Origin of the sequence: Streptomyces sp. NBC_00316 (genome assembly GCF_036158715.1) — a bacterium.
Lineage (GTDB): Bacteria > Actinomycetota > Actinomycetes > Streptomycetales > Streptomycetaceae > Streptomyces.
Genome location: NZ_CP108023.1, coordinates 3,790,649 through 3,814,315 on the forward strand (window position 1 = coordinate 3,790,649; position 23,667 = coordinate 3,814,315).

The 23,667-nt window shown below is 67.6% G+C and carries 34 protein-coding genes; 3 read left to right on the forward strand and 31 right to left on the reverse strand.

Features of this window, described 5'->3' with window-relative positions; all coding sequences use genetic code 11:
- The first annotated feature begins 21 nt into the window (after positions 1 to 21).
- A complete protein-coding gene (locus tag OG878_RS16735) occupies positions 22 to 981 on the forward strand; it encodes a DUF389 domain-containing protein (protein ID WP_328887549.1) in 960 nt (319 codons plus the stop codon).
- A 95-nt stretch (positions 982 to 1,076) separates the two neighbouring features.
- Here OG878_RS16735 and glmM read toward each other — a convergent pair whose 3' ends face one another.
- The 4 genes from glmM to OG878_RS16755 form a co-directional block, all read right to left on the reverse strand.
- Complete coding sequence (gene glmM / locus OG878_RS16740) at positions 1,077 to 2,438, reverse strand: phosphoglucosamine mutase (protein WP_328887550.1); 1,362 nt, start codon at positions 2,436 to 2,438, stop codon at positions 1,077 to 1,079.
- Between the two features lie 238 nt (positions 2,439 to 2,676).
- Positions 2,677 to 3,204, reverse strand: a complete 528-nt coding sequence (rpsI, locus tag OG878_RS16745; protein ID WP_030979658.1) for a 30S ribosomal protein S9 — start codon at positions 3,202 to 3,204, stop codon at positions 2,677 to 2,679.
- Positions 3,205 to 3,248: 44 nt separating this feature from the next.
- A complete protein-coding gene (rplM, locus tag OG878_RS16750) occupies positions 3,249 to 3,692 on the reverse strand; it encodes a 50S ribosomal protein L13 (RefSeq protein WP_030914195.1) in 444 nt (147 codons plus the stop codon).
- A gap of 307 nt (positions 3,693 to 3,999) precedes the next feature.
- A complete protein-coding gene (locus tag OG878_RS16755; protein ID WP_328891270.1) occupies positions 4,000 to 5,628 on the reverse strand; it encodes an ABC-F family ATP-binding cassette domain-containing protein in 1,629 nt (542 codons plus the stop codon).
- Positions 5,629 to 5,686: 58 nt separating this feature from the next.
- Here OG878_RS16755 and OG878_RS16760 point away from each other — a divergent pair, with 58 nt between their 5' ends.
- Together OG878_RS16760 and OG878_RS16765 are read left to right on the forward strand one after the other, a co-directional pair.
- Entirely contained in the window at positions 5,687 to 6,538 is an 852-nt protein-coding gene (locus OG878_RS16760) for a hypothetical protein (RefSeq protein ID WP_328887551.1), read from the forward strand.
- Positions 6,539 to 6,555: 17 nt separating this feature from the next.
- On the forward strand, positions 6,556 to 8,451 hold the full coding sequence (locus OG878_RS16765; protein WP_328887552.1) for a hypothetical protein: 1,896 nt from the start codon (positions 6,556 to 6,558) through the stop codon (positions 8,449 to 8,451).
- A 57-nt stretch (positions 8,452 to 8,508) separates the two neighbouring features.
- On the opposite strand, the gene truA is transcribed toward OG878_RS16765, so the two are convergent.
- From truA to rpsS, 27 genes are all read right to left on the reverse strand, one after another.
- The gene (gene truA, locus OG878_RS16770; protein ID WP_328887553.1) at positions 8,509 to 9,363 is read right to left on the reverse strand and encodes a tRNA pseudouridine(38-40) synthase TruA; all 855 of its coding nucleotides are present in this window, start codon (positions 9,361 to 9,363) and stop codon (positions 8,509 to 8,511) included.
- A gap of 87 nt (positions 9,364 to 9,450) precedes the next feature.
- Positions 9,451 to 9,945, reverse strand: coding sequence for a 50S ribosomal protein L17 (gene rplQ, locus OG878_RS16775; protein WP_328887554.1), 495 nt, complete (start codon positions 9,943 to 9,945; stop codon positions 9,451 to 9,453).
- Positions 9,946 to 10,126: 181 nt separating this feature from the next.
- Complete coding sequence (locus tag OG878_RS16780; protein WP_030914177.1) at positions 10,127 to 11,149, reverse strand: DNA-directed RNA polymerase subunit alpha; 1,023 nt, start codon at positions 11,147 to 11,149, stop codon at positions 10,127 to 10,129.
- Positions 11,150 to 11,258: 109 nt separating this feature from the next.
- Positions 11,259 to 11,885 (reverse strand): 30S ribosomal protein S4, encoded by a 627-nt coding sequence (rpsD, locus tag OG878_RS16785; protein ID WP_328887555.1) that lies wholly within the window; start codon positions 11,883 to 11,885, stop codon positions 11,259 to 11,261.
- A 29-nt stretch (positions 11,886 to 11,914) separates the two neighbouring features.
- Positions 11,915 to 12,319 carry a 30S ribosomal protein S11 gene (gene rpsK, locus OG878_RS16790; protein WP_006376016.1) on the reverse strand — a complete coding sequence of 135 codons (405 nt, stop codon included), beginning with the start codon at positions 12,317 to 12,319 and terminating at the stop codon, positions 11,915 to 11,917.
- A gap of 105 nt (positions 12,320 to 12,424) precedes the next feature.
- The gene (rpsM, locus tag OG878_RS16795) at positions 12,425 to 12,805 is read right to left on the reverse strand and encodes a 30S ribosomal protein S13 (RefSeq protein WP_014047799.1); all 381 of its coding nucleotides are present in this window, start codon (positions 12,803 to 12,805) and stop codon (positions 12,425 to 12,427) included.
- A gap of 197 nt (positions 12,806 to 13,002) precedes the next feature.
- Entirely contained in the window at positions 13,003 to 13,116 is a 114-nt protein-coding gene (rpmJ, locus tag OG878_RS16800) for a 50S ribosomal protein L36 (protein WP_003956441.1), read from the reverse strand.
- Between the two features lie 60 nt (positions 13,117 to 13,176).
- The gene (infA, locus tag OG878_RS16805) at positions 13,177 to 13,398 is read right to left on the reverse strand and encodes a translation initiation factor IF-1 (RefSeq protein ID WP_003956442.1); all 222 of its coding nucleotides are present in this window, start codon (positions 13,396 to 13,398) and stop codon (positions 13,177 to 13,179) included.
- Positions 13,399 to 13,640: 242 nt separating this feature from the next.
- Positions 13,641 to 14,477 carry a type I methionyl aminopeptidase gene (map, locus tag OG878_RS16810; RefSeq protein WP_328887556.1) on the reverse strand — a complete coding sequence of 279 codons (837 nt, stop codon included), beginning with the start codon at positions 14,475 to 14,477 and terminating at the stop codon, positions 13,641 to 13,643.
- 137 nt (positions 14,478 to 14,614) lie between these two features.
- Positions 14,615 to 15,274, reverse strand: coding sequence for an adenylate kinase (locus OG878_RS16815; RefSeq protein ID WP_328887557.1), 660 nt, complete (start codon positions 15,272 to 15,274; stop codon positions 14,615 to 14,617).
- Positions 15,274 to 16,593 carry a preprotein translocase subunit SecY gene (gene secY / locus OG878_RS16820; protein WP_328887558.1) on the reverse strand — a complete coding sequence of 440 codons (1,320 nt, stop codon included), beginning with the start codon at positions 16,591 to 16,593 and terminating at the stop codon, positions 15,274 to 15,276. Before secY ends, OG878_RS16815 begins: the two co-directional genes overlap by 1 nt.
- A 223-nt stretch (positions 16,594 to 16,816) precedes the next feature.
- Positions 16,817 to 17,272, reverse strand: a complete 456-nt coding sequence (rplO, locus tag OG878_RS16825) for a 50S ribosomal protein L15 (protein ID WP_037688017.1) — start codon at positions 17,270 to 17,272, stop codon at positions 16,817 to 16,819.
- 1 nt (position 17,273) lies between these two features.
- Positions 17,274 to 17,456, reverse strand: a complete 183-nt coding sequence (gene rpmD, locus OG878_RS16830) for a 50S ribosomal protein L30 (RefSeq protein WP_030914154.1) — start codon at positions 17,454 to 17,456, stop codon at positions 17,274 to 17,276.
- Positions 17,456 to 18,061, reverse strand: a complete 606-nt coding sequence (gene rpsE, locus OG878_RS16835) for a 30S ribosomal protein S5 (RefSeq protein WP_030914151.1) — start codon at positions 18,059 to 18,061, stop codon at positions 17,456 to 17,458. The genes rpmD and rpsE overlap by 1 nt, the downstream gene beginning before the upstream one ends.
- A gap of 47 nt (positions 18,062 to 18,108) precedes the next feature.
- Positions 18,109 to 18,492 (reverse strand): 50S ribosomal protein L18, encoded by a 384-nt coding sequence (gene rplR / locus OG878_RS16840; protein WP_328887559.1) that lies wholly within the window; start codon positions 18,490 to 18,492, stop codon positions 18,109 to 18,111.
- Between the two features lie 2 nt (positions 18,493 to 18,494).
- Positions 18,495 to 19,034 (reverse strand): 50S ribosomal protein L6, encoded by a 540-nt coding sequence (gene rplF / locus OG878_RS16845; protein ID WP_030914145.1) that lies wholly within the window; start codon positions 19,032 to 19,034, stop codon positions 18,495 to 18,497.
- A 21-nt stretch (positions 19,035 to 19,055) separates the two neighbouring features.
- Complete coding sequence (gene rpsH, locus OG878_RS16850; protein ID WP_005313538.1) at positions 19,056 to 19,454, reverse strand: 30S ribosomal protein S8; 399 nt, start codon at positions 19,452 to 19,454, stop codon at positions 19,056 to 19,058.
- Positions 19,455 to 19,678: 224 nt separating this feature from the next.
- The gene (locus tag OG878_RS16855; protein ID WP_003948630.1) at positions 19,679 to 19,864 is read right to left on the reverse strand and encodes a type Z 30S ribosomal protein S14; all 186 of its coding nucleotides are present in this window, start codon (positions 19,862 to 19,864) and stop codon (positions 19,679 to 19,681) included.
- Positions 19,865 to 19,866: 2 nt separating this feature from the next.
- Entirely contained in the window at positions 19,867 to 20,424 is a 558-nt protein-coding gene (rplE, locus tag OG878_RS16860) for a 50S ribosomal protein L5 (RefSeq protein WP_037688009.1), read from the reverse strand.
- A complete protein-coding gene (rplX, locus tag OG878_RS16865) occupies positions 20,424 to 20,747 on the reverse strand; it encodes a 50S ribosomal protein L24 (RefSeq protein WP_073786786.1) in 324 nt (107 codons plus the stop codon). The genes rplE and rplX overlap by 1 nt, the downstream gene beginning before the upstream one ends.
- Positions 20,748 to 20,749: 2 nt before the next feature.
- Positions 20,750 to 21,118 (reverse strand): 50S ribosomal protein L14, encoded by a 369-nt coding sequence (gene rplN / locus OG878_RS16870; protein ID WP_003966950.1) that lies wholly within the window; start codon positions 21,116 to 21,118, stop codon positions 20,750 to 20,752.
- 106 nt (positions 21,119 to 21,224) lie between these two features.
- Positions 21,225 to 21,509 carry a 30S ribosomal protein S17 gene (rpsQ, locus tag OG878_RS16875; protein WP_030977953.1) on the reverse strand — a complete coding sequence of 95 codons (285 nt, stop codon included), beginning with the start codon at positions 21,507 to 21,509 and terminating at the stop codon, positions 21,225 to 21,227.
- Positions 21,509 to 21,733 (reverse strand): 50S ribosomal protein L29, encoded by a 225-nt coding sequence (rpmC, locus tag OG878_RS16880; protein WP_015035581.1) that lies wholly within the window; start codon positions 21,731 to 21,733, stop codon positions 21,509 to 21,511. The genes rpsQ and rpmC overlap by 1 nt, the downstream gene beginning before the upstream one ends.
- Entirely contained in the window at positions 21,733 to 22,152 is a 420-nt protein-coding gene (gene rplP, locus OG878_RS16885; RefSeq protein WP_014047785.1) for a 50S ribosomal protein L16, read from the reverse strand. Before rplP ends, rpmC begins: the two co-directional genes overlap by 1 nt.
- A 5-nt stretch (positions 22,153 to 22,157) precedes the next feature.
- The gene (rpsC, locus tag OG878_RS16890) at positions 22,158 to 22,994 is read right to left on the reverse strand and encodes a 30S ribosomal protein S3 (protein ID WP_037688007.1); all 837 of its coding nucleotides are present in this window, start codon (positions 22,992 to 22,994) and stop codon (positions 22,158 to 22,160) included.
- Complete coding sequence (rplV, locus tag OG878_RS16895; RefSeq protein WP_004571827.1) at positions 22,994 to 23,341, reverse strand: 50S ribosomal protein L22; 348 nt, start codon at positions 23,339 to 23,341, stop codon at positions 22,994 to 22,996. The genes rpsC and rplV overlap by 1 nt, the downstream gene beginning before the upstream one ends.
- 40 nt (positions 23,342 to 23,381) lie before the next feature.
- Positions 23,382 to 23,663, reverse strand: a complete 282-nt coding sequence (rpsS, locus tag OG878_RS16900; protein ID WP_003966956.1) for a 30S ribosomal protein S19 — start codon at positions 23,661 to 23,663, stop codon at positions 23,382 to 23,384.
- Positions 23,664 to 23,667 lie beyond the last annotated feature (4 nt).

The window sequence follows — 23,667 nt, forward strand, 5'->3', positions numbered from 1 at the left end:
GAGCGCCCCGGGAGTACCCGCGTGCTGCACCTGCGCCTGATCGTCCCCGCCGACCGTACGGACGAGGTGCTGCACCTCGTCGAGCACACCGTCGGCACCACGCACCTGGTGGTGCTGCCCGCGGCCGCCCGCAACCCGGCGGGCGACGTGGTGCTGTTCGACGTGGCGCGCGAGGCGGGCGACGAGCTGATCTCCGCACTGCGCAGGCTCGGCATCGACAGGTCCGGCTCGATCACCGTCGAGAACACGGACCTGATGCTCTCCGCGCATGCCGACCGCGCCGAGGAGGAGGCGCCGGGCGAGGGCGTCGACGCGGTGCTGTGGGAGGAGCTGACGGACGCGACCCACGAGGAGTCGACGTTCAGCGTCACCTATGCGGCGTTCCTGTCGGTCGCGACGATGCTCGCCGCCTGCGGCGTGATGCTCGACAACGCGATCCTGATCGTGGGAGCGATGGCGGTGGGCCCCGAGTTCGGGCCCCTGGCCGGTATTTCCACGGCGCTGGTGCAGCGCGCCCCCCGTCTGGCGTGGCGGTCGCTGTGGACGCTCGTCGTCGGCTTCGCCGTCGCCATGGCGGTTACGGCCGGCTTCGCCTGGATGATGAACGCCTTCGGCCTGTTCACGTACGCGATGATCGAGGCGCCCCGGCCCAACACGGCGTTCATCTGGCAGCCGGACTGGATGTCGTTCGTGGTGGCGTTCCTGGCGGGCATCGCCGGGACTCTCTCCCTCACCTCGGCGAAGTCCGGGGCACTGATCGGCGTCGCGATCTCGGTGACGACCGTGCCGGCCGCGGCCAATGCGGCGGTGGCGCTCAGTTACCGGGACTACGGGCAGACGTCGGGCTCGGTGAGCCAGCTGATGGCGAACCTCGGCGGGATCGTGCTCGCGGGGACGCTGACGCTGCTGGTCCAGAAGGCGCTGTGGGCCGCCCGCCGCCGCCGGATCGCCGCCGCGCCCCCCGGCGCCTCCCAGGGCTGATCAGCGGTACGCCGCCGCCCCGGGAAGCAGTACGCCGGAGGGGCCCGATGCGTGCATCGGGCCCCTCCGGCGTAACGGAACGACAGGATCACGCGCTACCCGAGCGCGGACTTCACCACATCGGCGAGCCGCCCGGCCACCGCCCGTGCCTGGTCGATGTCGGCCGCCTCGACCATGACCCGTACCAGCGGCTCGGTGCCCGACTGACGCAGCAGTACACGCCCGGTGTCGCCCAGTTCACGCTCCGCCTCGTCGACCGCGGCCGCCAGCTCCACCGAGGTGGAGACCCGGGACTTGTCGACGTCCGGAACGTTGATCAGTATCTGCGGGAGCCGCTCCATGACCTCGGCGAGCTCCGCGAGCGTACGGCCGGTGGCGACGACCCGGGCCGCCAGCATCAGGCCGGTCAGCGTGCCGTCGCCGGTCGTGGCGTGGTCGAGGACGATGACATGGCCGGACTGCTCGCCGCCCAGCGCGAAGCCCTCCGCCTTCATCGACTCCAGCACGTAACGGTCGCCGACGGCGGTCTGGACGAGGTGGATACCCTCCCGCTCCATGGCGATCTTGAAGCCGAGGTTGGACATGACCGTGCCGACCACGGTGTCCTTGCGCAGCTGCCCGGCCTCGCGCATGGCGAGGGCGAGCACGGCCAGGATCTGGTCACCGTCGACCTCCGCGCCCGTGGCGTCCACGGCGAGGCAGCGGTCGGCGTCGCCGTCGTGCGCGATGCCGAGGTCGGCGCCGTGCTCGACGACGGCGGCCTTCAGCAGGTCCAGGTGGGTGGAGCCGCAGCCGGCGTTGATGTTCAGACCGTCCGGGTCGGCACCGATCGTGATCACCTCGGCGCCGGCCCGTGCGAAGGCCTCGGGCGAGACCCGGGAGGCCGCACCGTGCGCCTCGTCGAGGACGACCTTCAGCCCGTCGAGCCGGTTCGGGAGGACGGCGATGAGGTGGGCGACGTACCGGTCGAAGCCCTCGGTGTACTCGGTGACGCGTCCCACGCCGGCGCCGGTCGGGCGCTCCCACGGCTCACCGGTGCGGTGCTGCTCGTAGACCGTCTCGATCCGGCCCTCCAGCTCGTCGGCGAGCTTGTGACCGCCGCGGGCGAAGAACTTGATGCCGTTGTCCGGCATGGCGTTGTGGCTGGCGGAGAGCATCACGCCGAGGTCGGCGCCCAGCGCGCCGGTGAGGTACGCCACCGCAGGGGTGGGCAGCACACCGACGCGCAGGACGTCCACGCCCGCGCTCGCCAGACCGGCCACCACGGCCGCCTCCAGGAACTCCCCGGATGCACGCGGGTCACGACCGACCACGGCCGTCGGACGCCGCCCCTCGACAAAGGTGCCCGCCTCCGCGAGCACATGCGCCGCTGCGACCGACAGACCGAGCGCGAGCTCGGCCGTCAGGTCCGCATTGGCGACACCGCGCACACCGTCCGTGCCGAAGAGTCGTCCCACTGATGTCCTCCGAAGATGCTCCGAAACCGAACCGCAAAAGCAAACCGAGCCCATGACAAGTCAAAACGACACAGGGCGGGGCGCAAGGCGAGACGCCGGGCAACGCGAGCAGCGATGCCGACCGGCGGGCCTATGAACGTCTCATGCCGTTATACGCCCGCAGGCGTCGATAAACGAACGCCCCGGGGGCACAAGGAGTGCCCCCGGGGCGTTCGCGTAAAGCAGGTGAGCAGGCGGTTTAGCGCTTGCTGTACTGCGGGGCCTTACGGGCCTTCTTGAGACCGGCCTTCTTGCGCTCGACCGCACGGTCGTCGCGGGAGAGGAAGCCGGCCTTCTTCAGCGGGGCGCGGTTGTTGTCCACGTCCGCCTCGTTCAGCGCACGGGCGACGCCGAGGCGCAGGGCACCGGCCTGACCCGAGACGCCGCCACCCGAGATGCGGGCGATGACGTCGTAGCGGTTGTCGAGCTCGAGCACCTTGAAGGGCTCGTTGACTTCCTGCTGGTGCACCTTGTTGGGGAAGTAGTCCTCAAGGGTGCGACCGTTGATCTTCCACTTGCCGGTGCCCGGAACGATCCGGACGCGGGCGATGGCGTTCTTCCGACGGCCAAGGCCGGCGGCAGGCTGCGGGTCGCCGAAGCGGGACGCCAGCGACTCGCTGGTGTACTCGCCCTCGACGGGAACCTCGGACTCGAAGGTGGTCACCTCGGCGAAGACCTCTTCGCCCTCGGTGCCCTCGATGGGGTTCTCAACAGTGGTCTCGGCCACGATTCTCCTCAGATCTTTCTTTATGTCTTAGGGGGAGGCCGGAACTACTGCGCGACCTGGGTGATCTCGAACGGGACAGGCTGCTGAGCAGCGTGCGGGTGCTGGTCGCCCGCGTAGACCTTGAGCTTCGAGAGCATCTGACGGCCCAGGGTGTTCTTGGGGATCATGCCCTTGATGGCCTTCTCGACGGCCTTCTCCGGGTTCTTGGAGAGCAGCTCGTCGTAGCGCACGGAGCGCAGACCACCCGGGAACCCGGAGTGGCGGTACGCCATCTTCTGGGTCTTCTTGTTGCCGGAGAGGTGAACCTTCTCGGCGTTGATGATGATGACGAAGTCGCCCATGTCCATGTGGGGGGCGTAAATCGCCTTGTGCTTGCCTCGGAGGAGGTTCGCAGCCGTGGTGGCCAGACGACCCAGGACGATGTCCTCGGCGTCGATGATGTGCCACTGGCGAGTCACATCGCCGGGCTTGGGGCTGTACGTACGCACTTCGTAGCCTTCGCTTCTTCAGTGGATGAGGTCCAGACACATGGCACCCCTGAAGCGATCATGCAGCTGGGGCCCACAATGCCGGGAACGCTGCCCGTATGCGAGCCACTGGTAACTGCTCCAGAGAACCTACGTAAGGGCTCTTCGCGTGAGAACGACGAAGCCGATACGTATAACAACCCCCGACAGTACCCGCCCCGCCCGGGACGGGTCAAAACGCGCCGCGGGCCACGCGCAGAACCCGCCCCGTCGGGTGTCCGAGGAGCGGGGGCACGGGGGCGGAGCCCCCGCACTCACCCGCACGCCCCTACCGCGCCCGCTCCACCCGCCGCTCGTCCCACACCGGCTCCGCCGTCTCCCGCACCACGCCGTCCGACCCGAAGACCAGATAGCGGTCGAACGACTTCGCGAACCACCGGTCGTGCGTGACGGCCATCACGGTCCCGTCGTACACCTCGAGCCCGTCCTGCAGCGCCTCCGCCGACTCCAGGTCGAGGTTGTCCGTCGGCTCGTCCAGCAGCAGCGCCGTGGTCCCCGCCAGCTCCAGCAGCAGGATCTGGAACCGCGCCTGCTGCCCTCCGGACAGCTTCTCGAAGGGCTGGTCCCCCTGCCGCTCCAGCTCGTACCGGCGCAGTACGGACATGGCCCCGCCGCGGTCCTTCGCGTGCTCGGTCCACAGGATCTCGACGAGCGTGTGCCCCATCAGCTCCGGATGGGCGTGCGTCTGCGCGAAGTGCCCGGCCACGACCCGCGCGCCCAGCTTCCACTCGCCCGTGTGCGCCACCGGCTCCCCGGCGAGCAGCCGCAGGAAGTGTGACTTGCCCGACCCGTTCGAGCCGAGGACGGCGACCCGTTCCCCGTAGAAGATCTCCAGGTCGAACGGTTTCATCAGCCCGGTCAGTTCGAGCCCCTTGCAGGTCACCGCCCGCACGCCGGTGCGGCCACCGCGCAGCCGCATCTTGATGTCCTGCTCGCGCGGCGGCTCCGGCGGCGGCCCCGCGTCCTCGAACTTCTTGAAGCGGGTCTGCATCGCCCGGTAGCGCGACGCCATGTCGGGGCTGTTCGCCGCCTGCTGGCGCAGCCGCAGGACCAGCGCCTTCAGCCGGGCGTGCTCCTCCTCCCAGCGCCGCAGCAGCTCCTCGAACCGCGCGAACCGTTCCTTGCGGGCCTGGTGGTACGTATCGAAGCCGGCGCCGTGCACCCACACGTCGCTGCCCGCCGGGCTGGGCTCCACGCTGACGATCTTCTCGGCGGCCCGGGACAGCAGCTCCCGGTCGTGGGAGACGAAGAGCACCGTCTTCCGCGTCTCCTTGAGCTTCGACTCCAGCCACCGCTTGCCGGGGACGTCGAGATAGTTGTCCGGCTCGTCGAGCAGCAGCACCTCGTCCGGGCCGCGCAGCAGCGCCTCCAGCACGAGCCGCTTCTGCTCACCCCCGCTGAGCGTGCGCACCTCGCGCCACTGCGCCTTCTCGTACGGAACGCCGAGCGCGGCCATGGTGCACATGTCCCAGACGGTCTCGGCCTCGTAGCCGCGGGCCTCCGCCCAGTCGCTGAGTGCCTGCGCGTACGTCATCTGGGCGGCCTCGTCGTCGACGGTGAGGATCCGCTCCTCGGCCCTGTCGACCGCCTGCGCGGCCTCGCGGATGCGCGGCTGCGCGACGGAGACCAGCAGGTCCCTGACCGTACGGTCGTCCCGGACCGAACCCACGAACTGCGGCATCACGCCGAGCCCGCCGCTCACCGACACGGTGCCCCCGTGCGGCTGGAGGTCCCCGGACAGGAGGCGCAGCAGCGTCGTCTTCCCGGCGCCGTTCGCCCCCACGAGCGCGACGACGGCCCCGTCCGCGACCCGGAACGAAGCATCGCCGAGCAGCACCCGCCCGTCCGGTAGGTAGTACTCCAGATGCCCCGCTTCAAGATGTCCCATGCACAGCATTGTCACGGCCCGCGAAGCCCTGGCCCAACCGGTTTACGTTCCGTCTAGGATTCGCCGCATGAGTTTTGGGCAAGGGGGGCCCTCCTGGGGGCCCGGGGGCAATCAGACTCCGGACTGGGCAGCGCTGGCCGAGGCATCTGCAGCGCGGAGCCGCCGAAAGAAGTGGCTGCTGATCGGCGGCGGCGCGCTCGCCACCGCCGCGGTCGCAGCCATCGTGGCGACGGCCGTCATCTCGACCAACAACAGCGGCTCCACCGGGACGGGCAAGAACGCGAGCCAGCTGCCCGGGCCCGCCGATCTGCCGACCGACTCGGCCGAGCCCGAGCCGTCCTTCTCCACGGTGGCGCCTCCGCCCCCGCCGGACCCGAAGGACTACATCTCCGACGTGAAGAAGGACAGGGCACCGCTCACCGTCGACTCCTTCTACCCCGGCCGGAAGCTGACGATGGGCGACCGCGTCTACGCGAAGGGCGCCACGCACCGCACCACGAACTGCGCGTCGACCACACAGGGCGCACTCGGCTCCATCCTCGCGAACAACGGCTGCGACCAGGTCATCCGTGCCACGTACAGCAGGGCCGGGGTCGCCGTGACCGTCGGTGTCGCGGTCTTCGAGACGGAGGCGCAGGCGAAGAAGGCGGCCCAGCAGGCGTCCGGCGGCCTGGCCTCGCTGAGCGGCTCGGGCGTGCCGACGTTCTGCCGCGGCGGCTCGGTCTGCCGGCGTACCGCCAACTCGTACGGCCGCTACGCCTACTTCACCGTCGGCGGGTTCACCAGCGGCAAGAACGTCACCACGGCCGACAAGAACGTCTACGCCGTCGGCGACGACCTGACGAACTTCACGTTCCGTCAGATACGCCACCGCGGCGAGGTCCAGGCCTCCGCGGCGGCCACGGCGCCGACCGGCTGATCCCTCCCGAGGACGTCGTGCGCCTTCCCTTCCTGTTCACGCTCCCCCGGGTGCTGCGCCACAGTGCGACGATCGGTGCGGATCTGGTGCCGGACGAGGCGGTGGTCGTCGACTCGCCGGACGCCGCGCTGCGTACGGCCCTGGCAGCCGCCACCGCGGGCGACCACGGCCCCGCCCGCGGTCTCCTCGCCGCGACCCGCGCGCACGCGCAGTGGGAGCTGAGGGACGGGTACGTGGCGCGCCTCGCCGACGGCGCGCTGCACAATCCGGGCTGGCTGGACGCGTGGCTGGCCGAGTCGCCCGAGGATCCGGACGCGGCTCTGGTCAAGGCGGACCTCTGCATCGGCCAGGCCTGGGAGATCCGTACCCCGGAGCGCGCCCGGAGCGTCTCGCGCGACCAGTTCCAGGCCTTCTTCGCGCTCCTGGAGGACGCAGTTCCGGTGATCGGCGCTGCGGCCGGACTCAACCCGGCCGACCCCGTCCCCTGGCGCATCGCCCTCACCCACGCACTGGGCAGCCAGGCCCCGCGCGCCGTGTTCGACGACTACTGGGCCGAGGCCACCGCCCGCGATCCGCACCACTACGGCTGTCACACGGCGGCCCTGCAGTACCTCTGCGCGAAGTGGTACGGCTCGCACGAGGAGATGTTCGCCTTCGCCGAGGGCGCGGCCGCCACGGCCCCGCCCGGCTCGAAGCTGCACGCACTGCCCCTGTCGGCGGCGCTGGAGTACGAGGTCCTCACCGAAGGCCCGACGTCCGCCGCCCCCGACCCGTTCGCCCCCCGTGTGGCGGCGGCCGTCACCCGCGCCCTGGCGCTCTCCGCCGAGTACGCCCCGGGCAGCCGCGAGGCTGCGGGCTTCCGCAACCAGCTGGCCCTGATGCTGCTGCGCGCGGAGCGCTGGCACGACGCCCTCGACACGTTCCGCGCGATCGGCGCCACCGCCACCACATACCCCTGGGCGCACTTCGGCGACGACCCGCGCCAGGAGTTCCTCGACATCCGCTCGGGCGTCCGGATCCATGTGGCGACCAGAACCCCGTTCTTCTCCCGCCCCTCGCACCCGCAGGCCGTCGTCCCGGCCCCCATCCGGACGGAAGACGCCCCCTGCGCCCTCGCGATAGCGGCGGCCCGACCGGCGGAGGTGGCCCAGGCGGCCCTGATGTGCGGCGTATCCCTGCGTACGGCCCCGGCATCGGCGACACACACGTACATCGAGGCCGTTCCCGACCCCGGGCCGGCCAAGCGCTCGGTCCTGTCCACGGAGGACCGGCTGACCACCGCGGCCGACAATTTCACCACCGGCGAGAAGTGGCCGACGCTGGTCCTGCGCCGCGCGCCCGAACGCTGCGGCTTCACCCTGTTCCACAAGGGCCGCCCGCTCGCCACGCACGAGTGGAACGCCACGTCGCCGTCCCCCGACCACACCGCGGCCGCCGCCACGGCAGCCGCCCTGTGCCGGCTCTACGACCTGCCGGACCCACGCCCCCTGACCCACATCCTCCGTGCCACGGGAAACCCGCCCCAGCACCAGTCCGACCTGCTGGCGGCCCTCGCCCTCCCCCCGCTCCCCGCGGACTTCGGCACCCGCCCGGAGATCCTGGACACGCTCCCCGGCGCCCGGGTCCTCACCCGCCGGGGCCTGCTCGCGGGCATACGCGACACGATGACGACGCAGGACGGCGCCCACCCGTCGGACCCCGGCAGCCACGACCCCCACCCGGCCCGCTGGTGGCTGCTGCGCATCGCGGCTCTGCCGGTGGTCACAGCGGCCGCGGTCTACGGCTGGTCGAGCCCCGGCATCGGTCCGATCCGTGCGGCGGCGGCGACGTCGGGCGCACTGCTCCTGGCCGGCCAGCTGACGAGGGCCTGGCATCAGCGGCGGACCCGCACGGCCAAGACACTCCCCCACTGACCTGCTGACCACCCCTCAGGCCGCACACTGCCTCAGCAGTGCGGCACCGCCGGGGATTCAGCAGCACCCGCCCCCCGGCAGCGTCCGGACATTGCGCGCCTCCCTGTTCCGTGCGGCGAGCAACTCGTCGGCCGGATAGGAGACTTCCTCCAGCGTCAGCCCGTGCGGCCGCACCACATGCACCCCCGGGTCCCGCACCCCGGCCGCCAGCACCTGGGCCGGCCACGGATCGGGCCGCCGCCCGTCGCCCACGAACAGCATCGCGCCCACCAGCGCGCGCACCATGTTGTGGCAGAAGGCGTCGGCCTGCACGGTCCCCGTGATGACACCGGACTCCACGTCCCGTACCCAACTCAGCTTCTGCAGCGTACGGATGGTCGTCGCACCCTCGCGCTTCTTGCAGTACGCCGCGAAGTCGTGCTCCCCGAGCATCCGGGCCGACGCGGCGTTCATCGCTTCCACGTCCAACGGCCGGTCATGCCACAGCACATGGCCACGCGTCAGCGGATCGGCACCACCGGGCCGATCGGAGATGCGGTACGCATAACGCCGCCACAGCGCGGAGAAGCGTGCGTTGAACCCCGCCGGGGCCTCGGCCACCCGCCAGATCCGTACATCGGGCGCCATCCGCCCGGCCATCCGCCGCAGCAGCAGGTCACCGTGCTCGGACCACACCTCGATGGGCAGATCGACGTGCGCGACCTGGCCACGGGCGTGCACCCCTGCGTCCGTACGCCCTGCGACCGTCAGGTCGTACGTCCGCGCCGACCGCGTCACGGTCCGCAGCGCGTCCTCGATCTCCCCCTGCACCGTGCGCCGGGCCGTCTGCTTCGCCCAGCCGGAGAAGTCCTTGCCGTCGTACGCCAGGTCCAGCCGCACCCGTACCGAGCCGGGCTCCACTTCGTCACTCACCGAAAGATCCTCTCAAGCCGGAACATGCGGAACGGGCCCGCACCGCCCCGAAGGGTGGTGCGGGCCCGTCCAGTGGTCTCAGAACGCTCAGGCGTCCTTGGACTCCTCCGCCGGAGCGGCGTCCTCGGCGGACTCGGCCGGAGCCGCGTCCTTCTTGAGGGAGTCTTCCTTGACCGCACGCTTCGTCGCGGCCTCGGCCTCACCGGTGGCCTGCTGCGCCACGGTCAGCGCCTCGACCAGCTCGATGACGGCCATCGGGGCGTTGTCGCCACGACGGTTGCCGATCTTGGTGATGCGCGTGTAACCACCGGGGCGGTTCTCGTAGCGCGGGGCGATCTCGGTGAAGAGCGTGTGCACGATGCCCTTGTCCGTGATCGACTGCAGAACCAGGCGACGGTTGTGGATGTCGCCCTTCTTCGCCTTGGTGATCAGACGCTCGGCGACCGGACGCAGGCGGCGGGCCTTGGCCTCGGTCGTCGTGATGCGGCCGTGCTCGAACAGCGACTTCGCGAGGTTCGCGAGAAGCAGACGCTCGTGCGCGGCGCTGCCGCCCAGACGGGCACCCTTTGCGGGACGCGGCATGGTGTATCTCCTTGTGTGCTGCACCGGCCGTATCAGGTACCGGTGTCAGTTCCCGTGAAGCGGCCGCCTCACGGAAGATCATGGGCCGGCCGGGCTCATCGAGCCCGTCCGGCGATCGAGGGCTGGGCCCTCACTCCGGTCGTGGCGCCCGGAAATCCCGGGCGCCACGACCGGAGGCGTACTAGTACTGCTCGGTCTCGACGAAGCCCGCGTCCGCGTCGTCGTCGGCGCCGAAGGCGTCGGCGGCGGCGGTCGGGTCGAATCCGGGCGGGCTGTCCTTGAGCGCCAGGCCCATGCCGGCCAGCTTCGCCTTGACCTCGTCGATCGACTTCGCACCGAAGTTGCGGATGTCGAGCAGGTCGGCCTCGGAACGAGCCACGAGCTCACCCACGGAGTGGATGCCCTCACGCTTGAGGCAGTTGTACGAACGGACCGTGAGCTCGAGCTCCTCGATCGGCAGCGCCAGATCGGCAGCGAGCGCGGCGTCCGTCGGGGACGGGCCCATGTCGATGCCCTCGGCATCGATGTTGAGCTCGCGTGCCAGACCGAACAGCTCGACCAGGGTCTTGCCGGCCGACGCCATGGCGTCACGCGGACGCATGGCCTGCTTGGTCTCGACGTCGACGATCAGCTTGTCGAAGTCGGTGCGCTGCTCGACACGGGTCGCCTCGACCTTGTACGTGACCTTGAGCACCGGCGAGTAGATGGAGTCGACCGGGATACGGCCGATCTCCTGGCCCGCCTGCTTGTTCTGGACGGCGGAGACGTAGCCGCGACCGCGCTCGACGGTCAGCTCCATCTCCAGCTTGCCCTTGCTGTTCAGCGTGGCCAGGACCAGGTCCGGGTTGTGGACCTCGACACCGGCCGGCGGGGCGATGTCAGCAGCGGTGACCAGGCCGGGACCCTGCTTGCGCAGGTACATCACGACCGGCTCGTCGTGCTCCGAGGAGACGACCAGCTGCTTGATGTTGAGAATGAGGTCGGTGACGTCCTCCTTGACGCCCGGCACGGTGGTGAACTCGTGCAGGACACCGTCGATCCGGATGCTGGTGACAGCAGCGCCGGGGATCGAGGAGAGGAGCGTACGACGGAGAGAGTTACCGAGGGTGTAGCCGAAGCCCGGCTCCAGCGGCTCGATCACGAACCGGGAGCGGAACTCGTCAACGACCTCTTCGGTCAGCGACGGACGCTGAGCGATAAGCATGCTGCGATCCTTCAGTCGTGGGCGCCCACTATTTGACGCCCCCAGATACTGACAAGGGTACGGGCGGCACGACCCGAAAGAGCCGTACCGCCCGGACCCACGAGCTCTTCTACTTGGAGTAGAGCTCGACGATCAGCTGCTCCTGCACCTGGGTGTCGATCACCTGGCGCTCGGGCAGGGAGTGCACGAGGATCCGCATCGTCGACGGCACGGCTTCGAGCCATGCCGGAACGGTGCGCTCGCCGGCCTCGGCCTGGGCCACCTGGAAGGGGGTCAGGGCCTTGGACTTCTGGCGGACCTCGACGACATCGTTCACGGCGACGCGGGCCGACGGAATGTCGGTCTTCGTGCCGTTCACGGTGATGTGTCCGTGACGCACCAGCTGACGGGCGTGGTCGCGGGACTTGGCGAAGCCGGCCCGGTAGACCACGTTGTCGAGGCGGGTCTCAAGGATGCGCAGAAGGTTCTCACCGGTCTTGCCGGTCTTCTGGTTCGCTTCCTTGTAGTAGTTCACGAACTGCTTTTCAAGAACACCGTAGATCCGCGAGCACTTCTGCTTCTCACGAAGCTGAAGAAGGTACTCGCTGTCCTTGGTGCGCCCGCGTCCGTGCTCACCCGGGGGGTAAGGACGGATCTCGATCGGGCACTTCGCGCTCTCGCACTTGCTGCCCTTGAGGAACAGCTTCTGCTTCTCCCGACGGCAACGCTTGCAGTCGGCCCCGGTGTATCGCGCCATTTTCCAGTTGTCTCCGTTGCTTCAGTGCGTCAGACGCGACGGCGCTTGGGCGGCCGGCATCCGTTGTGCGGAGTGGGGGTGACGTCCTGGATGGAACCGACCTCGAGGCCCGTGGCCTGGAGGGAGCGGATCGCGGTCTCGCGGCCGGAGCCCGGGCCCTTGACGAAGACGTCAACCTTGCGCATACCGTGCTCCTGCGCGCGGCGGGCGGCCGACTCGGCGGCCATCTGCGCGGCGAAGGGGGTGGACTTGCGCGAGCCCTTGAAGCCGACGTGACCGGCGGAGGCCCAGGAGATCACGTTGCCCGCGGGGTCCGTGATCGAGACGATCGTGTTGTTGAACGTGCTCTTGATGTGCGCGTGGCCGTGAGCGACGTTCTTCTTTTCCTTGCGACGCACCTTCTTGGCTGCGCCCTGACGACCCTTGGGGGGCATGTCTTGACTCCAGATGGAGAGGGGAGGTGATCGGTCCTACAGCGAAGACCGCTGGATGCTGCAACGGCCCGGGGATCCGGACTGCCGCAGTGCGTCCGCTGAGGACTACTTCTTGCCCGGCTTCTTCTTACCGGCGATCGCGCGACGCGGGCCCTTGCGGGTACGGGCGTTCGTGCTGGTGCGCTGGCCGTGGACCGGCAGACCACGACGGTGGCGGATGCCCTGGTAGCAGCCGATCTCGATCTTGCGGCGGATGTCGCCCTGGATCTCGCGGCGAAGGTCACCCTCGGTGCGGAGGTTGGCGTCCACGTACTCGCGGATCTTGACCAGGTCCTCTTCGGCCAGGTCACGAACGCGGGTGTTCGGGTTCACGCCGGTGGTGGCGAGGATCTCCTTGGACCGGGTGCGCCCGATACCGAAGACGTAGGTGAGGGCAACCTCCACGCGCTTTTCGCGCGGGATGTCAACACCTGAAACGCGTGCCATTCAATGGCTCCAGTTGTTATTTCGGGGGTCTTCCGCAGTGCCACTCCCGGCCGCCGACCGCTCCACGGAAGGAGCGGTGGTACGTCCGGGTCCCCGGCCCCCGCCGGAGGTGTCGTCAGCCGTGGCTTGGACGGGCTCTGCGTATGTACGTATTACGTGCGTCGCGCGAAGTACTGCGAGATGCAGGGGGTCGTGCGTCAGCCCTGGCGCTGCTTGTGGCGCAGGTTGTCGCAGATGACCATGACCCGGCCGTGACGGCGGATCACCTTGCACTTGTCGCAGATCTTCTTGACGCTCGGCTTGACCTTCATGGGATGTCAGGTTCTCCGGGTCAGTGCCATCACCCCGCCGGAGCGGGGCGTGGGCAAGATCTACTTGTATCGGTAGACGATCCGGCCACGCGTCAGGTCGTACGGAGAGAGCTCCACCACGACCCGGTCGTCCGGGAGGATTCGGATGTAGTGCATCCGCATCTTGCCGGAGATGTGCGCGAGGACCTTGTGACCGTTCTGGAGTTCCACCTTGAACATGGCGTTCGGGAGGGACTCGATCACGGTGCCCTCAATTTCGATGGCACCTTGCTTCTTGGCCACGCTTCGCCTTTCGAATCGGCTACCTTGATCGACTCTCTACGCCGTATGTGGACACACGGATGCACGAGAGCCGACGAGTCAGTCTACGTCAGCGGACCCCAAAAGACGAATCCGTCAAGTTTGCCCAGCGAAGTAGATCCTTAGACCCAATTCCTGGACGCGGTCCTCGCCGGTTCGGCGCCGGGGCGCTCCACAGGCTTCGGACCGCTGCGCCGGGCTCCGCCCGGCGGTGGCGTCGCGCCTCAGCCCAGCGGGTCCGGCGCCACCTCGACGCCGTACTGCGCGAGCTTCGCGCGACCGCAGTCGGGGGCCGTCAGCACCAGGGGGCCCTGCTCGGTGAGGGCGATCGAGTGCTCCCAGTGGGAGGACCAGGTGCCGTCCGTCGTGATGACCGTCCAGTCGTCCTGGAGCACCTCGGTCTGCGCCGTACCGAGCGAGACCATCGGCTCGATGGCCAGGCAGACGCCGGGAACCAGCTTGATGCCCTTGCCGCGCTTGCGCGCGACGTAGTTCAGCAGGTGCGGGTCCATGTGCATCTCGGTGCCGATGCCGTGGCCGCCGTAGTCCTCGATGATCCCGTACTTGCCGGTGGCCGGGCGGGGCTGGCGGCGGATGTAGGACTCGATCGCCTTCGAGATGTCGACGAGGCGGTTGTTCACCTTCATCGCGGCGATCCCGGCCCACATGGACTCCTCGGTCACCCGGGACAGCTCGATGAGCTCCGGGGCGTGACCGGTGCCGACGAATGCGGTGTACGCGGCGTCGCCGTGCCAGCCGTCGACGATCGCGCCGGCGTCGATGGAGATGATGTCGCCGTCCTTCAGGACGGTCTTGTCGTCCGGGATGCCGTGGACGACGACCTCGTTGACCGACGTGCAGATGGTCGCGGGGAACCCGCCGTAGCCGAGGAAGTTCGACTTCGCTCCGTGGTCGGCGATCACCTTGCGCGCCACCTGGTCCAGATCCAGGGTGGTGGCGCCGGGCACCGCGGCCTCGCGCGTGGCCGCGTGAATGGCAGCGACCACCAGTCCTGCCTCACGCATCTTCGCGATCTGCTCGGGGGTCTTGATCTGCACCATTGCGCGGCGCCTCTCTGCATCTGACGGGTATCGAAGGGTGACGGGTGCTGCGGCGTACTCCACGATACGGCGCAAACAGAGCCGGCCGCGGCGCCCAAGGACGCCGCGGCCGGCAGTACAGCTACTACGGGTGTTTCTCAGTCCTCGCCGGACTTCTTGAGGGCTTCCATCGCCCGCTCGGTCACATCGGTGACCTTGCCGAGCGCGGAGATCGTGACCACCAGGCCCTGGGACCGGTAGTAGTCGATGATCGGCTCGGTCTGCGTGTGGTAGACCTCGAGCCGGGTGCGGACCGTGTCCTCCGTGTCGTCGTCACGCTGGTACAGCTCGCCGCCGCAGATGTCACAGACACCCTCGGTCTTCGGCTGGTTGTACGTGACGTGGAAGACGTGCGCGCCGTCGTTCCGGCAGATGCGCCGGCCGGCGATGCGCTTGACCACCTCGTCCTCGGGGACCTCCAGGTCCAGGACCGCGTCCAGCTTGGTGCCCTCGTCCTTGAGCATCGCGTCAAGCGCCTCGGCCTGTCCCACATTGCGGGGGAAGCCGTCGAGCAGGAAGCCGTTGGCGGCATCCGACTGGGCCATGCGGTCCTTGGCCATCCCGATGGTGACCTCGTCCGGCACCAGCTGGCCTGCGTCCATGTAGGCGCGGGCCTGCTTGCCAAGGTCGGTGCCCTGGCTGATGTTGGCGCGGAAGAGGTCGCCCGTGGAGATCTGTGGAATCGACAGGTTCTTGGCAAGGTACGCAGCCTGCGTTCCCTTGCCGGCACCGGGCGGCCCGACGAGGACGATTCGCATCAGCGGAGGAACCCTTCGTAATTGCGCTGCTGGAGCTGACTCTCAATCTGCTTCACGGTCTCCAGACCCACACCCACGATGATGAGGATGCTCGTCCCGCCGAACGGGAAGTTCTGGTTTGCACCACCGAAGCCTGCCAACGCCATCGTCGGCACCAGAGCGATCAGACCCAGGTACAGCGAGCCCGGCCAAGTGATCCTGTTGAGCACGTAGCTCAGATACTCGGCAGTAGGTCGACCAGCCCGGATACCCGGGATGAAGCCACCATACTTCTTCATGTTGTCGGCGACTTCCTCGGGGTTGAACGAAATCGCCACATAGAAGAAGGCGAAGAAGACGATCAACAGGAAGTACGCCGTGATGTAGTACGGGTGGTCGCCCTTGACGAAGTGGTCCTTGATCCATGTCGCCCAGCCCGCAGTGGAGTTGGAGAACTGGACGATCAGGGCCGGGATGTAGAGCAGCGAAGAAGCGAAGATGACGGGAATCACACCCGCCTGATTGACCTTCAGCGGGATGTACGTGGACGTACCGCCGTACGACCTGCGGCCGATCATGCGCTTCGCGTACTGGACCGGGATACGGCGCTGGGCCTGCTCGACGAAGACCACGAGGGCCACCATCACGAAGCCGACCAGAATGACCGTACCGAACTCGATCCAGCCGTCGGCCAGCTTGCCGCTCTGCTTGATGGCCCACAGGGCGCCGGGGAAGCTGGCGGCGATCGAGATGAACATCAGGATCGACATTCCGTTGCCGATGCCGCGGTCGGTGATGAGCTCACCGAGCCACATGACCGCGGCGGTACCCGCGGTCATCGTGACCACCATCACGATGGTCGTGAAGATGGAGTGGTTCGGGACGATCTGGTCGGCGACCGGGCAGCCGCTGAACAGCGCGCCACTGGTGGCGGTGGCCACCAGGCCGGTGCCCTGGAGGATGGCGAGCGCGACGGTCAGATAACGCGTGTACTGCGTGATCTTGGTCTGGCCGGACTGCCCCTCCTTCTTGAGCGCCTCGAGTCGGGGAATGACCACGGTCAGCAGCTGAAGAATGATGCTGGCCGTGATGTACGGCATGATGCCGAGCGCGAAGATCGTGATCTGCAGCAGTGCACCACCGCTGAACATGTTCACCAGGCCGAAGAGGCTGTTGTTGCCCTTACTGGCCTGATCGACACAGGTCTGAACGTTCTCGTAGCTCACTCCCGGGACAGGGATGTGTGCCCCGAGCCGGTAGAGCACGATGATGCCGAGCGTGAAGAGCAGCTTCTTGCGCAGGTCGGGCGTCTTGAACGCCCGGGCGAACGCGGTGAGCACGGTGCCTCCTGCGACCCCCGCGCAGAGCGAGAGGTGACGGTCTTGAGGATCGACGAATACGTAACAGTCAAAGATTCCCGGGCGTGTGCCCAGGGGTTACCACAGCAACAGTGCTGGCCACCTTACCGGCGACCATGCCCCCCTAGGAACGACCAACCGGGGATGCCTCATACAAGAGGCATCCCCGGTCGGATGTTCAGGCCATCGAGTTGTCCGAGTTGTCTCAGACGAGCTCGGTGACGGTGCCGCCGGCGGCGGCAATCTTCTCCTTGGCGGAGCCGGAGACGGCGTCAACCGAAACCTGCAGCGCCACGGAGATCTCGCCCTGTCCGAGGACCTTGACGAGGTGGTTGTTGCGCACCGCGCCCTTGGCGACCAGGTCGGCCACCGTGACCTCTCCACCCTCGGGGTAGAGCGTCGCGAGCTTGTCCAGGTTCACGACCTGGTACTCGGTGCGGAACGGGTTCTTGAAGCCCTTGAGCTTCGGGAGACGCATGTGGAGGGGCATCTGGCCACCCTCGAAGCGCTCCGGAACCTGGTAACGGGCCTTCGTGCCCTTGGTGCCACGACCAGCGGTCTTACCCTTGGACGCCTCACCACGACCCACACGGGTCTTGGCGGTCTTGGCGCCCGGGGCAGGCCGGAGGTCATGGGCCTTCAGCGGGTTGTTCTCCGCCATGTCAGTCGACCTCCTCAACCGTCACGAGGTGGCGGACGGTGTGAGCCATGCCGCGGAACTCGGGGCGGTCCTCCTTGACAACCACGTCGTTCAGGCGCTTGAGCCCGAGCGAACGAAGGGTGTCGCGGTGGTTCTGCTTGCTGCCGATGTACGACTTCGTCTGCGTGATCTTGAGGCGAGCCATTACGCACCCGCTCCCGCACGCGCACGAAGCAGAGCCGCGGGGGCGACGTCCTCGAGCGGCAGACCACGGCGAGCCGCGATCTCCTCGGGACGCTGCAGGCCCTTGAGGGCCGCCACGGTCGCGTGCACGATGTTGATCGCGTTGTCGGAGCCGAGCGACTTCGACAGGATGTCGTGAACGCCGGCGCACTCCAGAACGGCGCGCACCGGGCCACCGGCGATAACACCGGTACCGGGGGAAGCAGGCTTCAGCAGGACGACGCCCGCAGCCTTCTCGCCCTGGATCGGGTGAGGAATGGTGCCCTGGATACGCGGAACCTTGAAGAAGTTCTTCTTGGCTTCTTCCACGCCCTTGGCAATGGCCGCGGGAACTTCCTTGGCCTTGCCGTAACCGACACCGACGGTGCCGTCACCATCGCCCACCACGACCAGCGCGGTGAAGCTGAAGCGACGACCACCCTTCACAACCTTGGCGACGCGGTTGATCGCGACAACGCGCTCAACGTACGCGGTCTTCTCGGCGGCAGCTGCGCCGCCGTCACGGCCCTTCCGGTCCCGCCGCTCGCCGCCACCGGCACCGCTTCCGCGGCGCTGGGGTCCAGCCATTGGATTTACCTCTCTCTGTTACGTCCGCTGTGCGTAGGAACCGGGGCTTAGAACTTCAGCCCGGCTTCACGGGCGGCGTCAGCCAGAGCGGCAATCCGCCCGGCGTACTGGTTGCCACCGCGGTCAAACACGACGGCCTCGACGCCTGCAGCCTTGGCACGCTCGGCGACCAGGGCGCCGACCTGCTTGGCCTGGGCGCTCTTGTCACCCTCGCCACCACGGATGGACACGTCCAGGGTCGATGCCGACGCGAGCGTGTGACCCGCGACGTCGTCGATGACCTGAGCGACCATGTGGCGGTTGGACCGCGTCACGACCAAGCGCGGACGCTCCGGCGAACCGGAGATGTGCTTGCGGACACGGATGTGGCGACGCTTGAGGGCAGCGCGCTTGTACGCGTCGCCCTTGGCGATCTTTACGCCGTATGCCATGGCTACTTACCAGCCTTTCCGACCTTGCGGCGGATGACCTCGCCGGCGTACTTGACGCCCTTGGCCTTGTACGGGTCAGGCTTCCGCAGCTTGCGGATCTTGGCCGCGGTCTCGCCGACCTTCTGCTTGTCGATGCCCTCGACGGAGAACTTCGTGGGGGACTCCACCTTGAAGGTGATGCCCTCCGGGGCCTCGATCAGGATCGGGTGGCTGTAGCCCAGGGCGAACTCCAGGTTGGAGCCCTTCGCCTGGACGCGGTAACCGACACCACTGATCTCGAGCGCCTTGGTGTATCCCTGGGTCACACCGGTGATCATGTTCGCCACCAGCGTGCGGGACAGGCCGTGAAGGGCCTTGTTCTGACGCTCGTCGTTCGGGCGGACGACGTTCAGGACGCCGTCCTCACCCTTGGTGACCTCGATCGGCGACGCAACGGTGTGCGAGAGGGTGCCCTTGGGGCCCTTCACTGCGACCGTGCGGCCATCGATGGTGACGTCCACACCGGCGGGAACCTGGATGGGGAGCTTGCCGATTCGCGACATGAGCTATTCCTCCGTTCCCGACTACCAGACGTAGGCGAGGACTTCCCCACCTACGCCCTTCTTCTGAGCCTGCTGGCCGGTCAGGAGACCGTGGGACGTGGAGATGATCGCCACGCCCAGGCCGCCGAGGACCTTCGGCAGGTTGGTGGACTTTGCGTATACACGCAGACCCGGCTTCGAGATTCGCTTGATGCCGGCGATCGAGCGCTCGCGGTTCGGGCCGAACTTCAGCTCGAGGACGAGGTTCTTGCCGACCTCGGCGTCCTCGACCTTCCAGCCGGTGATGAAGCCCTCCTGCTGGAGGATCTCCGCGATGTGCGACTTGATCTTGCTGTGCGGCATCACGACGGAGTCGTGGTACGCCGAGTTCGCGTTACGCAGACGCGTGAGCATGTCTGCGATGGGATCAGTCATGGTCATGAATTGGCCTTCGGCCTCTCTCGCCGGGGTTTCCTGTATGCGCCATCCCTCTCCCCACTCAGTGGCGGGACGGGTGCGGTGCGGGGACCTACGGCGTAGTAAGTCGGTCTTGGGCGGCAGGCGCCCAACCCCACAAGCCTACGGCATGTGAGGCCGGGCTCCTGCCGACCAGATGCTTACCGAGAGCTTCCGTCAATTCCCAACGCCCAAAGGGCGAAGGAGAATTACCAGGAACTCTTGGTCACGCCCGGCAGCTCGCCACGGTGAGCCATCTCACGAAGGCACACGCGGCACAGGCCGAACTTGCGGTAGACGGAGTGGGGCCGGCCGCAGCGCTGGCAGCGGGTGTACCCGCGAACGCCGAACTTCGGCTTACGGGCGGCCTTAGCGATCAGAGCCTTCTTCGCCACGGTCAGTTCTCCTTGAACGGGAAGCCGAGGTGACGAAGGAGGGCACGACCCTCGTCGTCATTGGTCGCCGTGGTGACCACGGTGATGTCCATGCCCCGGACCCGGTCGATCTTGTCCTGGTCGATCTCGTGGAACATGACCTGCTCCGTGAGACCGAAGGTGTAGTTGCCACGGCCGTCGAACTGCTTCGGCGACAGGCCACGGAAGTCACGGATACGCGGCAGCGCGAGCGACAGCGTACGGTCCAGGAACTCCCACATCCGGTCACCACGGAGGGTGACGTGGCAGCCGATCGGCTGACCCTCACGCAGCTTGAACTGCGCGATGGACTTGCGGGCCTTGGTGACGGCCGGCTTCTGGCCGGTGATCGTGGTGAGGTCGCGCACGGCGCCATCGATCAGCTTGGAGTCGCGGGCGGCGTCGCCCACACCCATGTTGACCACGATCTTGACCAGACCGGGAATCTGCATGACGTTCTCGTAGGAGAACTCCTCACGCAGCTTGCCGGCGATTTCCTCGCGGTAGCGCGTCTTGAGACGCGGCGCAGTGGTGGCAGTCATCAGATGTCCTCACCGGTCCGCTTGGCAACGCGGATCTTGTTGCCCTCGTCGTCAAAGCGGTAGCCGACGCGGGTGACGACCTTCTTGCCGTCCTTCTCCACAACCAGCTGAACGTTGCTGACGTGAATCGGGGCCTCAGTGGTGACGATGCCGCCGGTCTGCGAACCGCGAGCCGTCTGACCGGCCTTGGTGTGCTTCTTGACCCGGTTGACACCCTCGACGAGGACGCGGTCCTGAGCGGGGTAGGCCACGATGACCTTGCCCTGCTTGCCCTTGTCCTTGCCGGTGATGACCTGAACCAGGTCGCCCTTCTTGATCTTCATGCTTACAGCACCTCCGGCGCGAGCGAGATGATCTTCATGAACTTCTTCTCGCGCAGCTCACGGCCCACCGGGCCGAAGATACGGGTGCCGCGGGGGTCGCCGTCGTTCTTCAGAATGACGGCGGCGTTCTCGTCGAAGCGGATGTACGAGCCATCCTGACGACGACGCTCCTTGACGGTGCGAACGATGACGGCCTTGACGACGTCACCCTTCTTCACGTTGCCACCGGGGATCGCGTCCTTGACGGTGGCGACGATGACGTCACCGATGCCCGCGTAGCGGCGACCCGAACCACCGAGAACACGGATGGTGAGGATTTCCTTCGCACCCGTGTTGTCGGCGACGCGAAGTCGCGACTCCTGCTGGATCACGTCTATCTCCTGATCGTCTGCCGGTTCCCGGCGGGGTTCGGACCCGATCGGATCCGAACCCCGCCGAGCCTGGCGGAACTTGCCTGAGGGGAATGCCCCTCAGGAATTACTTGGCCTTCTCGAGGATCTCGACGACGCGCCACCGCTTCGTGGCGGACAGCGGCCGGGTCTCCATGAGGAGGACACGGTCGCCGACGCCGGCGGCGTTCTGCTCGTCGTGCGCCTTGAGCTTGTTCGTACGGCGGATGACCTTGCCGTACAGCGCGTGCTTGACACGGTCCTCGACAGCGACGACGACGGTCTTGTCCATCTTGTCGCTGACGACCAGACCCTCACGGGTCTTGCGGAAACCGCGGTCGGTGTTCGTCTCAGTCACAGTCTTCTCGCTCATCAGGCGCTCTCCACCGTCTCGATGCCCAGCTCGCGCTCGCGCATCAGGGTGTAGATCCGGGCGATGTCCTTACGGACGGACTTGAGCCGGCCGTGGTTCTCGAGCTGACCGGTCGCCGCCTGAAAGCGGAGATTGAACAGCTCTTCCTTGGCCTCGCGGAGCTTGTTGAGGAGCTCCTCGTTGCCCAGCTCGCGCAGCTCGGACGCCTTGGTACCGGCCGACATCACGACTCACCTGCCTCGCGCCGAACGATCCGGCACTTCATCGGAAGCTTGTGAGCAGCGCGGGTAAGCGCCTCACGAGCAATCTTCTCGTTCGGGTAGGACAGCTCGAACATCACCCGACCGGGCTTGACGTTCGCGATCCACCACTCGGGAGAACCCTTACCGGAACCCATGCGGGTCTCGGCGGGCTTCTTCGTCAGGGGGCGGTCCGGGTAGATGTTGATCCAGACCTTGCCGCCACGCTTGATGTGGCGGGTCATCGCGATACGAGCTGCCTCGATCTGGCGGTTCGTCACGTACGCCGGGGTCAGCGCCTGGATGCCGTACTCGCCGAACGCAACCTGCGTGCCACCCTTGGACATACCGCTGCGCTTCGGGTGGTGCTGCTTGCGGTGCTTGACCCTACGGGGGATCAGCATTTCGGTCAGGCCTCCGTTCCGGTGCTCTCAGCCGGAGCAGCGGCGGCGGGAGCGTCGGCCTTGGGGGCCTCCGCTGCCGGCGCGGACTGCTGCGGCTTGCGACCGCGACCGCCACGCTCGCCACCGCGGCCACCGCGGCCGGCCGGGCGGTCAGCGCCGCCACGGGCCGGGCGGTTGCCAGCGCGGGCAGCAGCGTTCTCGGCGCGGACCTCGGCGATGTTCTTGACGTCGCCCTTGTAGATCCAGACCTTCACACCGATGCGGCCGAAGGTCGTCTTGGCCTCGAAGAAGCCGTAGTCGACGTTCGCGCGGAGCGTGTGCAGGGGCACACGGCCCTCGCGGTAGAACTCCGAGCGGGACATCTCGGCGCCGCCGAGGCGGCCACCGCACTGGATCTTGATGCCCTTGGCGCCGGCCTTCATCGAGCTCTGCATGCTCTTACGCATGGCACGACGGAAGGAGACGCGGGAGGAGAGCTGCTCGGCGACAGCCTGGGCCACCAGCTGAGCGTCCACCTCGGGGTTCTTGACCTCGAGGATGTTCAGCTGGACCTGCTTGCCGGTCAGCTTCTCCAGCTCGCCACGGATGCGGTCGGCCTCGGCGCCACGGCGACCGATGACGATGCCCGGGCGGGCGGTGTGGATGTCAACGCGGACGCGGTCGCGGGTGCGCTCGATCTCGACCTTCGAGATGCCGGCCCGCTCCATGCCCTTCGTCATCATGCGACGAATGGCGACGTCTTCCTTGACGTAGTCCTTGTACAGCTTGTCGGCGTACCAACGGGACTTGAAGTCCGTGGTAATGCCGAGCCGGAACCCGTGCGGGTTTACCTTCTGGCCCATTACCGGGTTCCTTCCTTGCTGCTGACGACCACGGTGATGTGGCTGGTCCGCTTACGGATCCGGTAGGCACGGCCCTGAGCACGCGGACGGAACCGCTTCAGGGTCGGGCCCTCGTCCACGTACGCCTCGCTGATGACCAGCGAAGAGGCGTCGGTGTGGTCGTAGTTGTGTGCAGCGTTGGCAATGGCGCTGTCAAGCACCTTGCCAACCGGCACGCTCGCGGCCTGCGGGGCGAAACGCAGGACCGCCTGAGCCTCCGTGGCATCCATGCCACGGATGAGGTCCACCACGCGGCGGGCCTTCATGGGCGTGACGCGGATGTACCGCGCCTGGGCCCTGGCTTCCATGGTTGTCCCTTCGGTGTAAGTCATAGTCAGTCACCCCGCGTTAGCGGCGCTTCGACTTCCGGTCGTCCTTGACGTGGCCGCGGAAGGTGCGAGTCGGCGAGAACTCGCCGAGCTTGTGGCCGACCATCGACTCGGTGACGAACACCGGGACGTGGATCTTGCCGTTGTGCACCGCGATGGTGTGACCCAGCATGGCCGGGACGATCATCGAGCGACGGGACCAGGTCTTGATGACGTTCTTGGTGCCTGCCTCGTTCTGTACGTCCACCTTCTTGATGAGGTGGCCGTCGACGAAGGGCCCCTTCTTGAGACTGCGCGGCATCTAA

What these genes read in the sequence shown, in the direction of transcription:
- rplO (WP_037688017.1), bottom strand. Translation starts at nt 17,272, where the DNA reads ATGGCGGAGAACAACCCGCTGAAGGCCCATGACCTCCGGCCTGCCCCG.
- rpmC (WP_015035581.1), bottom strand. Translation starts at nt 21,733, where the DNA reads ATGTCGGCCGGTACCAAGGCGTCCGAGCTGCGCGAGCTGGGCAACGAG.
- OG878_RS16815 (WP_328887557.1), bottom strand. Translation starts at nt 15,274, where the DNA reads ATGCGAATCGTCCTCGTCGGGCCGCCCGGTGCCGGCAAGGGAACGCAG.
- rpsM (WP_014047799.1), bottom strand. Translation starts at nt 12,805, where the DNA reads ATGGCACGCGTTTCAGGTGTTGACATCCCGCGCGAAAAGCGCGTGGAG.
- rplV (WP_004571827.1), bottom strand. Translation starts at nt 23,341, where the DNA reads ATGGAAGCCAGGGCCCAGGCGCGGTACATCCGCGTCACGCCCATGAAG.
- rplE (WP_037688009.1), bottom strand. Translation starts at nt 20,424, where the DNA reads ATGACTGCCACCACTGCGCCGCGTCTCAAGACGCGCTACCGCGAGGAA.
- rpsS (WP_003966956.1), bottom strand. Translation starts at nt 23,663, where the DNA reads ATGCCGCGCAGTCTCAAGAAGGGGCCCTTCGTCGACGGCCACCTCATC.
- rpsQ (WP_030977953.1), bottom strand. Translation starts at nt 21,509, where the DNA reads ATGAGCGAGAAGACTGTGACTGAGACGAACACCGACCGCGGTTTCCGC.
- rplX (WP_073786786.1), bottom strand. Translation starts at nt 20,747, where the DNA reads ATGAAGATCAAGAAGGGCGACCTGGTTCAGGTCATCACCGGCAAGGAC.
- rplR (WP_328887559.1), bottom strand. Translation starts at nt 18,492, where the DNA reads ATGGCATACGGCGTAAAGATCGCCAAGGGCGACGCGTACAAGCGCGCT.
- rplP (WP_014047785.1), bottom strand. Translation starts at nt 22,152, where the DNA reads ATGCTGATCCCCCGTAGGGTCAAGCACCGCAAGCAGCACCACCCGAAG.
- rpsH (WP_005313538.1), bottom strand. Translation starts at nt 19,454, where the DNA reads ATGACCATGACTGATCCCATCGCAGACATGCTCACGCGTCTGCGTAAC.
- rplQ (WP_328887554.1), bottom strand. Translation starts at nt 9,945, where the DNA reads ATGCCGCGTCCCGCAAAGGGTGCCCGTCTGGGCGGCAGCGCCGCGCAC.
- OG878_RS16760 (WP_328887551.1), top strand. Translation starts at nt 5,687, where the DNA reads ATGAGTTTTGGGCAAGGGGGGCCCTCCTGGGGGCCCGGGGGCAATCAG.
- OG878_RS16780 (WP_030914177.1), bottom strand. Translation starts at nt 11,149, where the DNA reads ATGCTTATCGCTCAGCGTCCGTCGCTGACCGAAGAGGTCGTTGACGAG.
- rpsK (WP_006376016.1), bottom strand. Translation starts at nt 12,319, where the DNA reads ATGCCCCCCAAGGGTCGTCAGGGCGCAGCCAAGAAGGTGCGTCGCAAG.
- rpmD (WP_030914154.1), bottom strand. Translation starts at nt 17,456, where the DNA reads ATGGCTCGCCTCAAGATCACGCAGACGAAGTCGTACATCGGCAGCAAG.
- rpsC (WP_037688007.1), bottom strand. Translation starts at nt 22,994, where the DNA reads ATGGGCCAGAAGGTAAACCCGCACGGGTTCCGGCTCGGCATTACCACG.
- rpsD (WP_328887555.1), bottom strand. Translation starts at nt 11,885, where the DNA reads ATGGCGCGATACACCGGGGCCGACTGCAAGCGTTGCCGTCGGGAGAAG.
- rpmJ (WP_003956441.1), bottom strand. Translation starts at nt 13,116, where the DNA reads ATGAAGGTCAAGCCGAGCGTCAAGAAGATCTGCGACAAGTGCAAGGTG.
- map (WP_328887556.1), bottom strand. Translation starts at nt 14,477, where the DNA reads ATGGTGCAGATCAAGACCCCCGAGCAGATCGCGAAGATGCGTGAGGCA.
- rplF (WP_030914145.1), bottom strand. Translation starts at nt 19,034, where the DNA reads ATGTCGCGAATCGGCAAGCTCCCCATCCAGGTTCCCGCCGGTGTGGAC.
- OG878_RS16755 (WP_328891270.1), bottom strand. Translation starts at nt 5,628, where the DNA reads ATGCTGTGCATGGGACATCTTGAAGCGGGGCATCTGGAGTACTACCTA.
- rpsE (WP_030914151.1), bottom strand. Translation starts at nt 18,061, where the DNA reads ATGGCTGGACCCCAGCGCCGCGGAAGCGGTGCCGGTGGCGGCGAGCGG.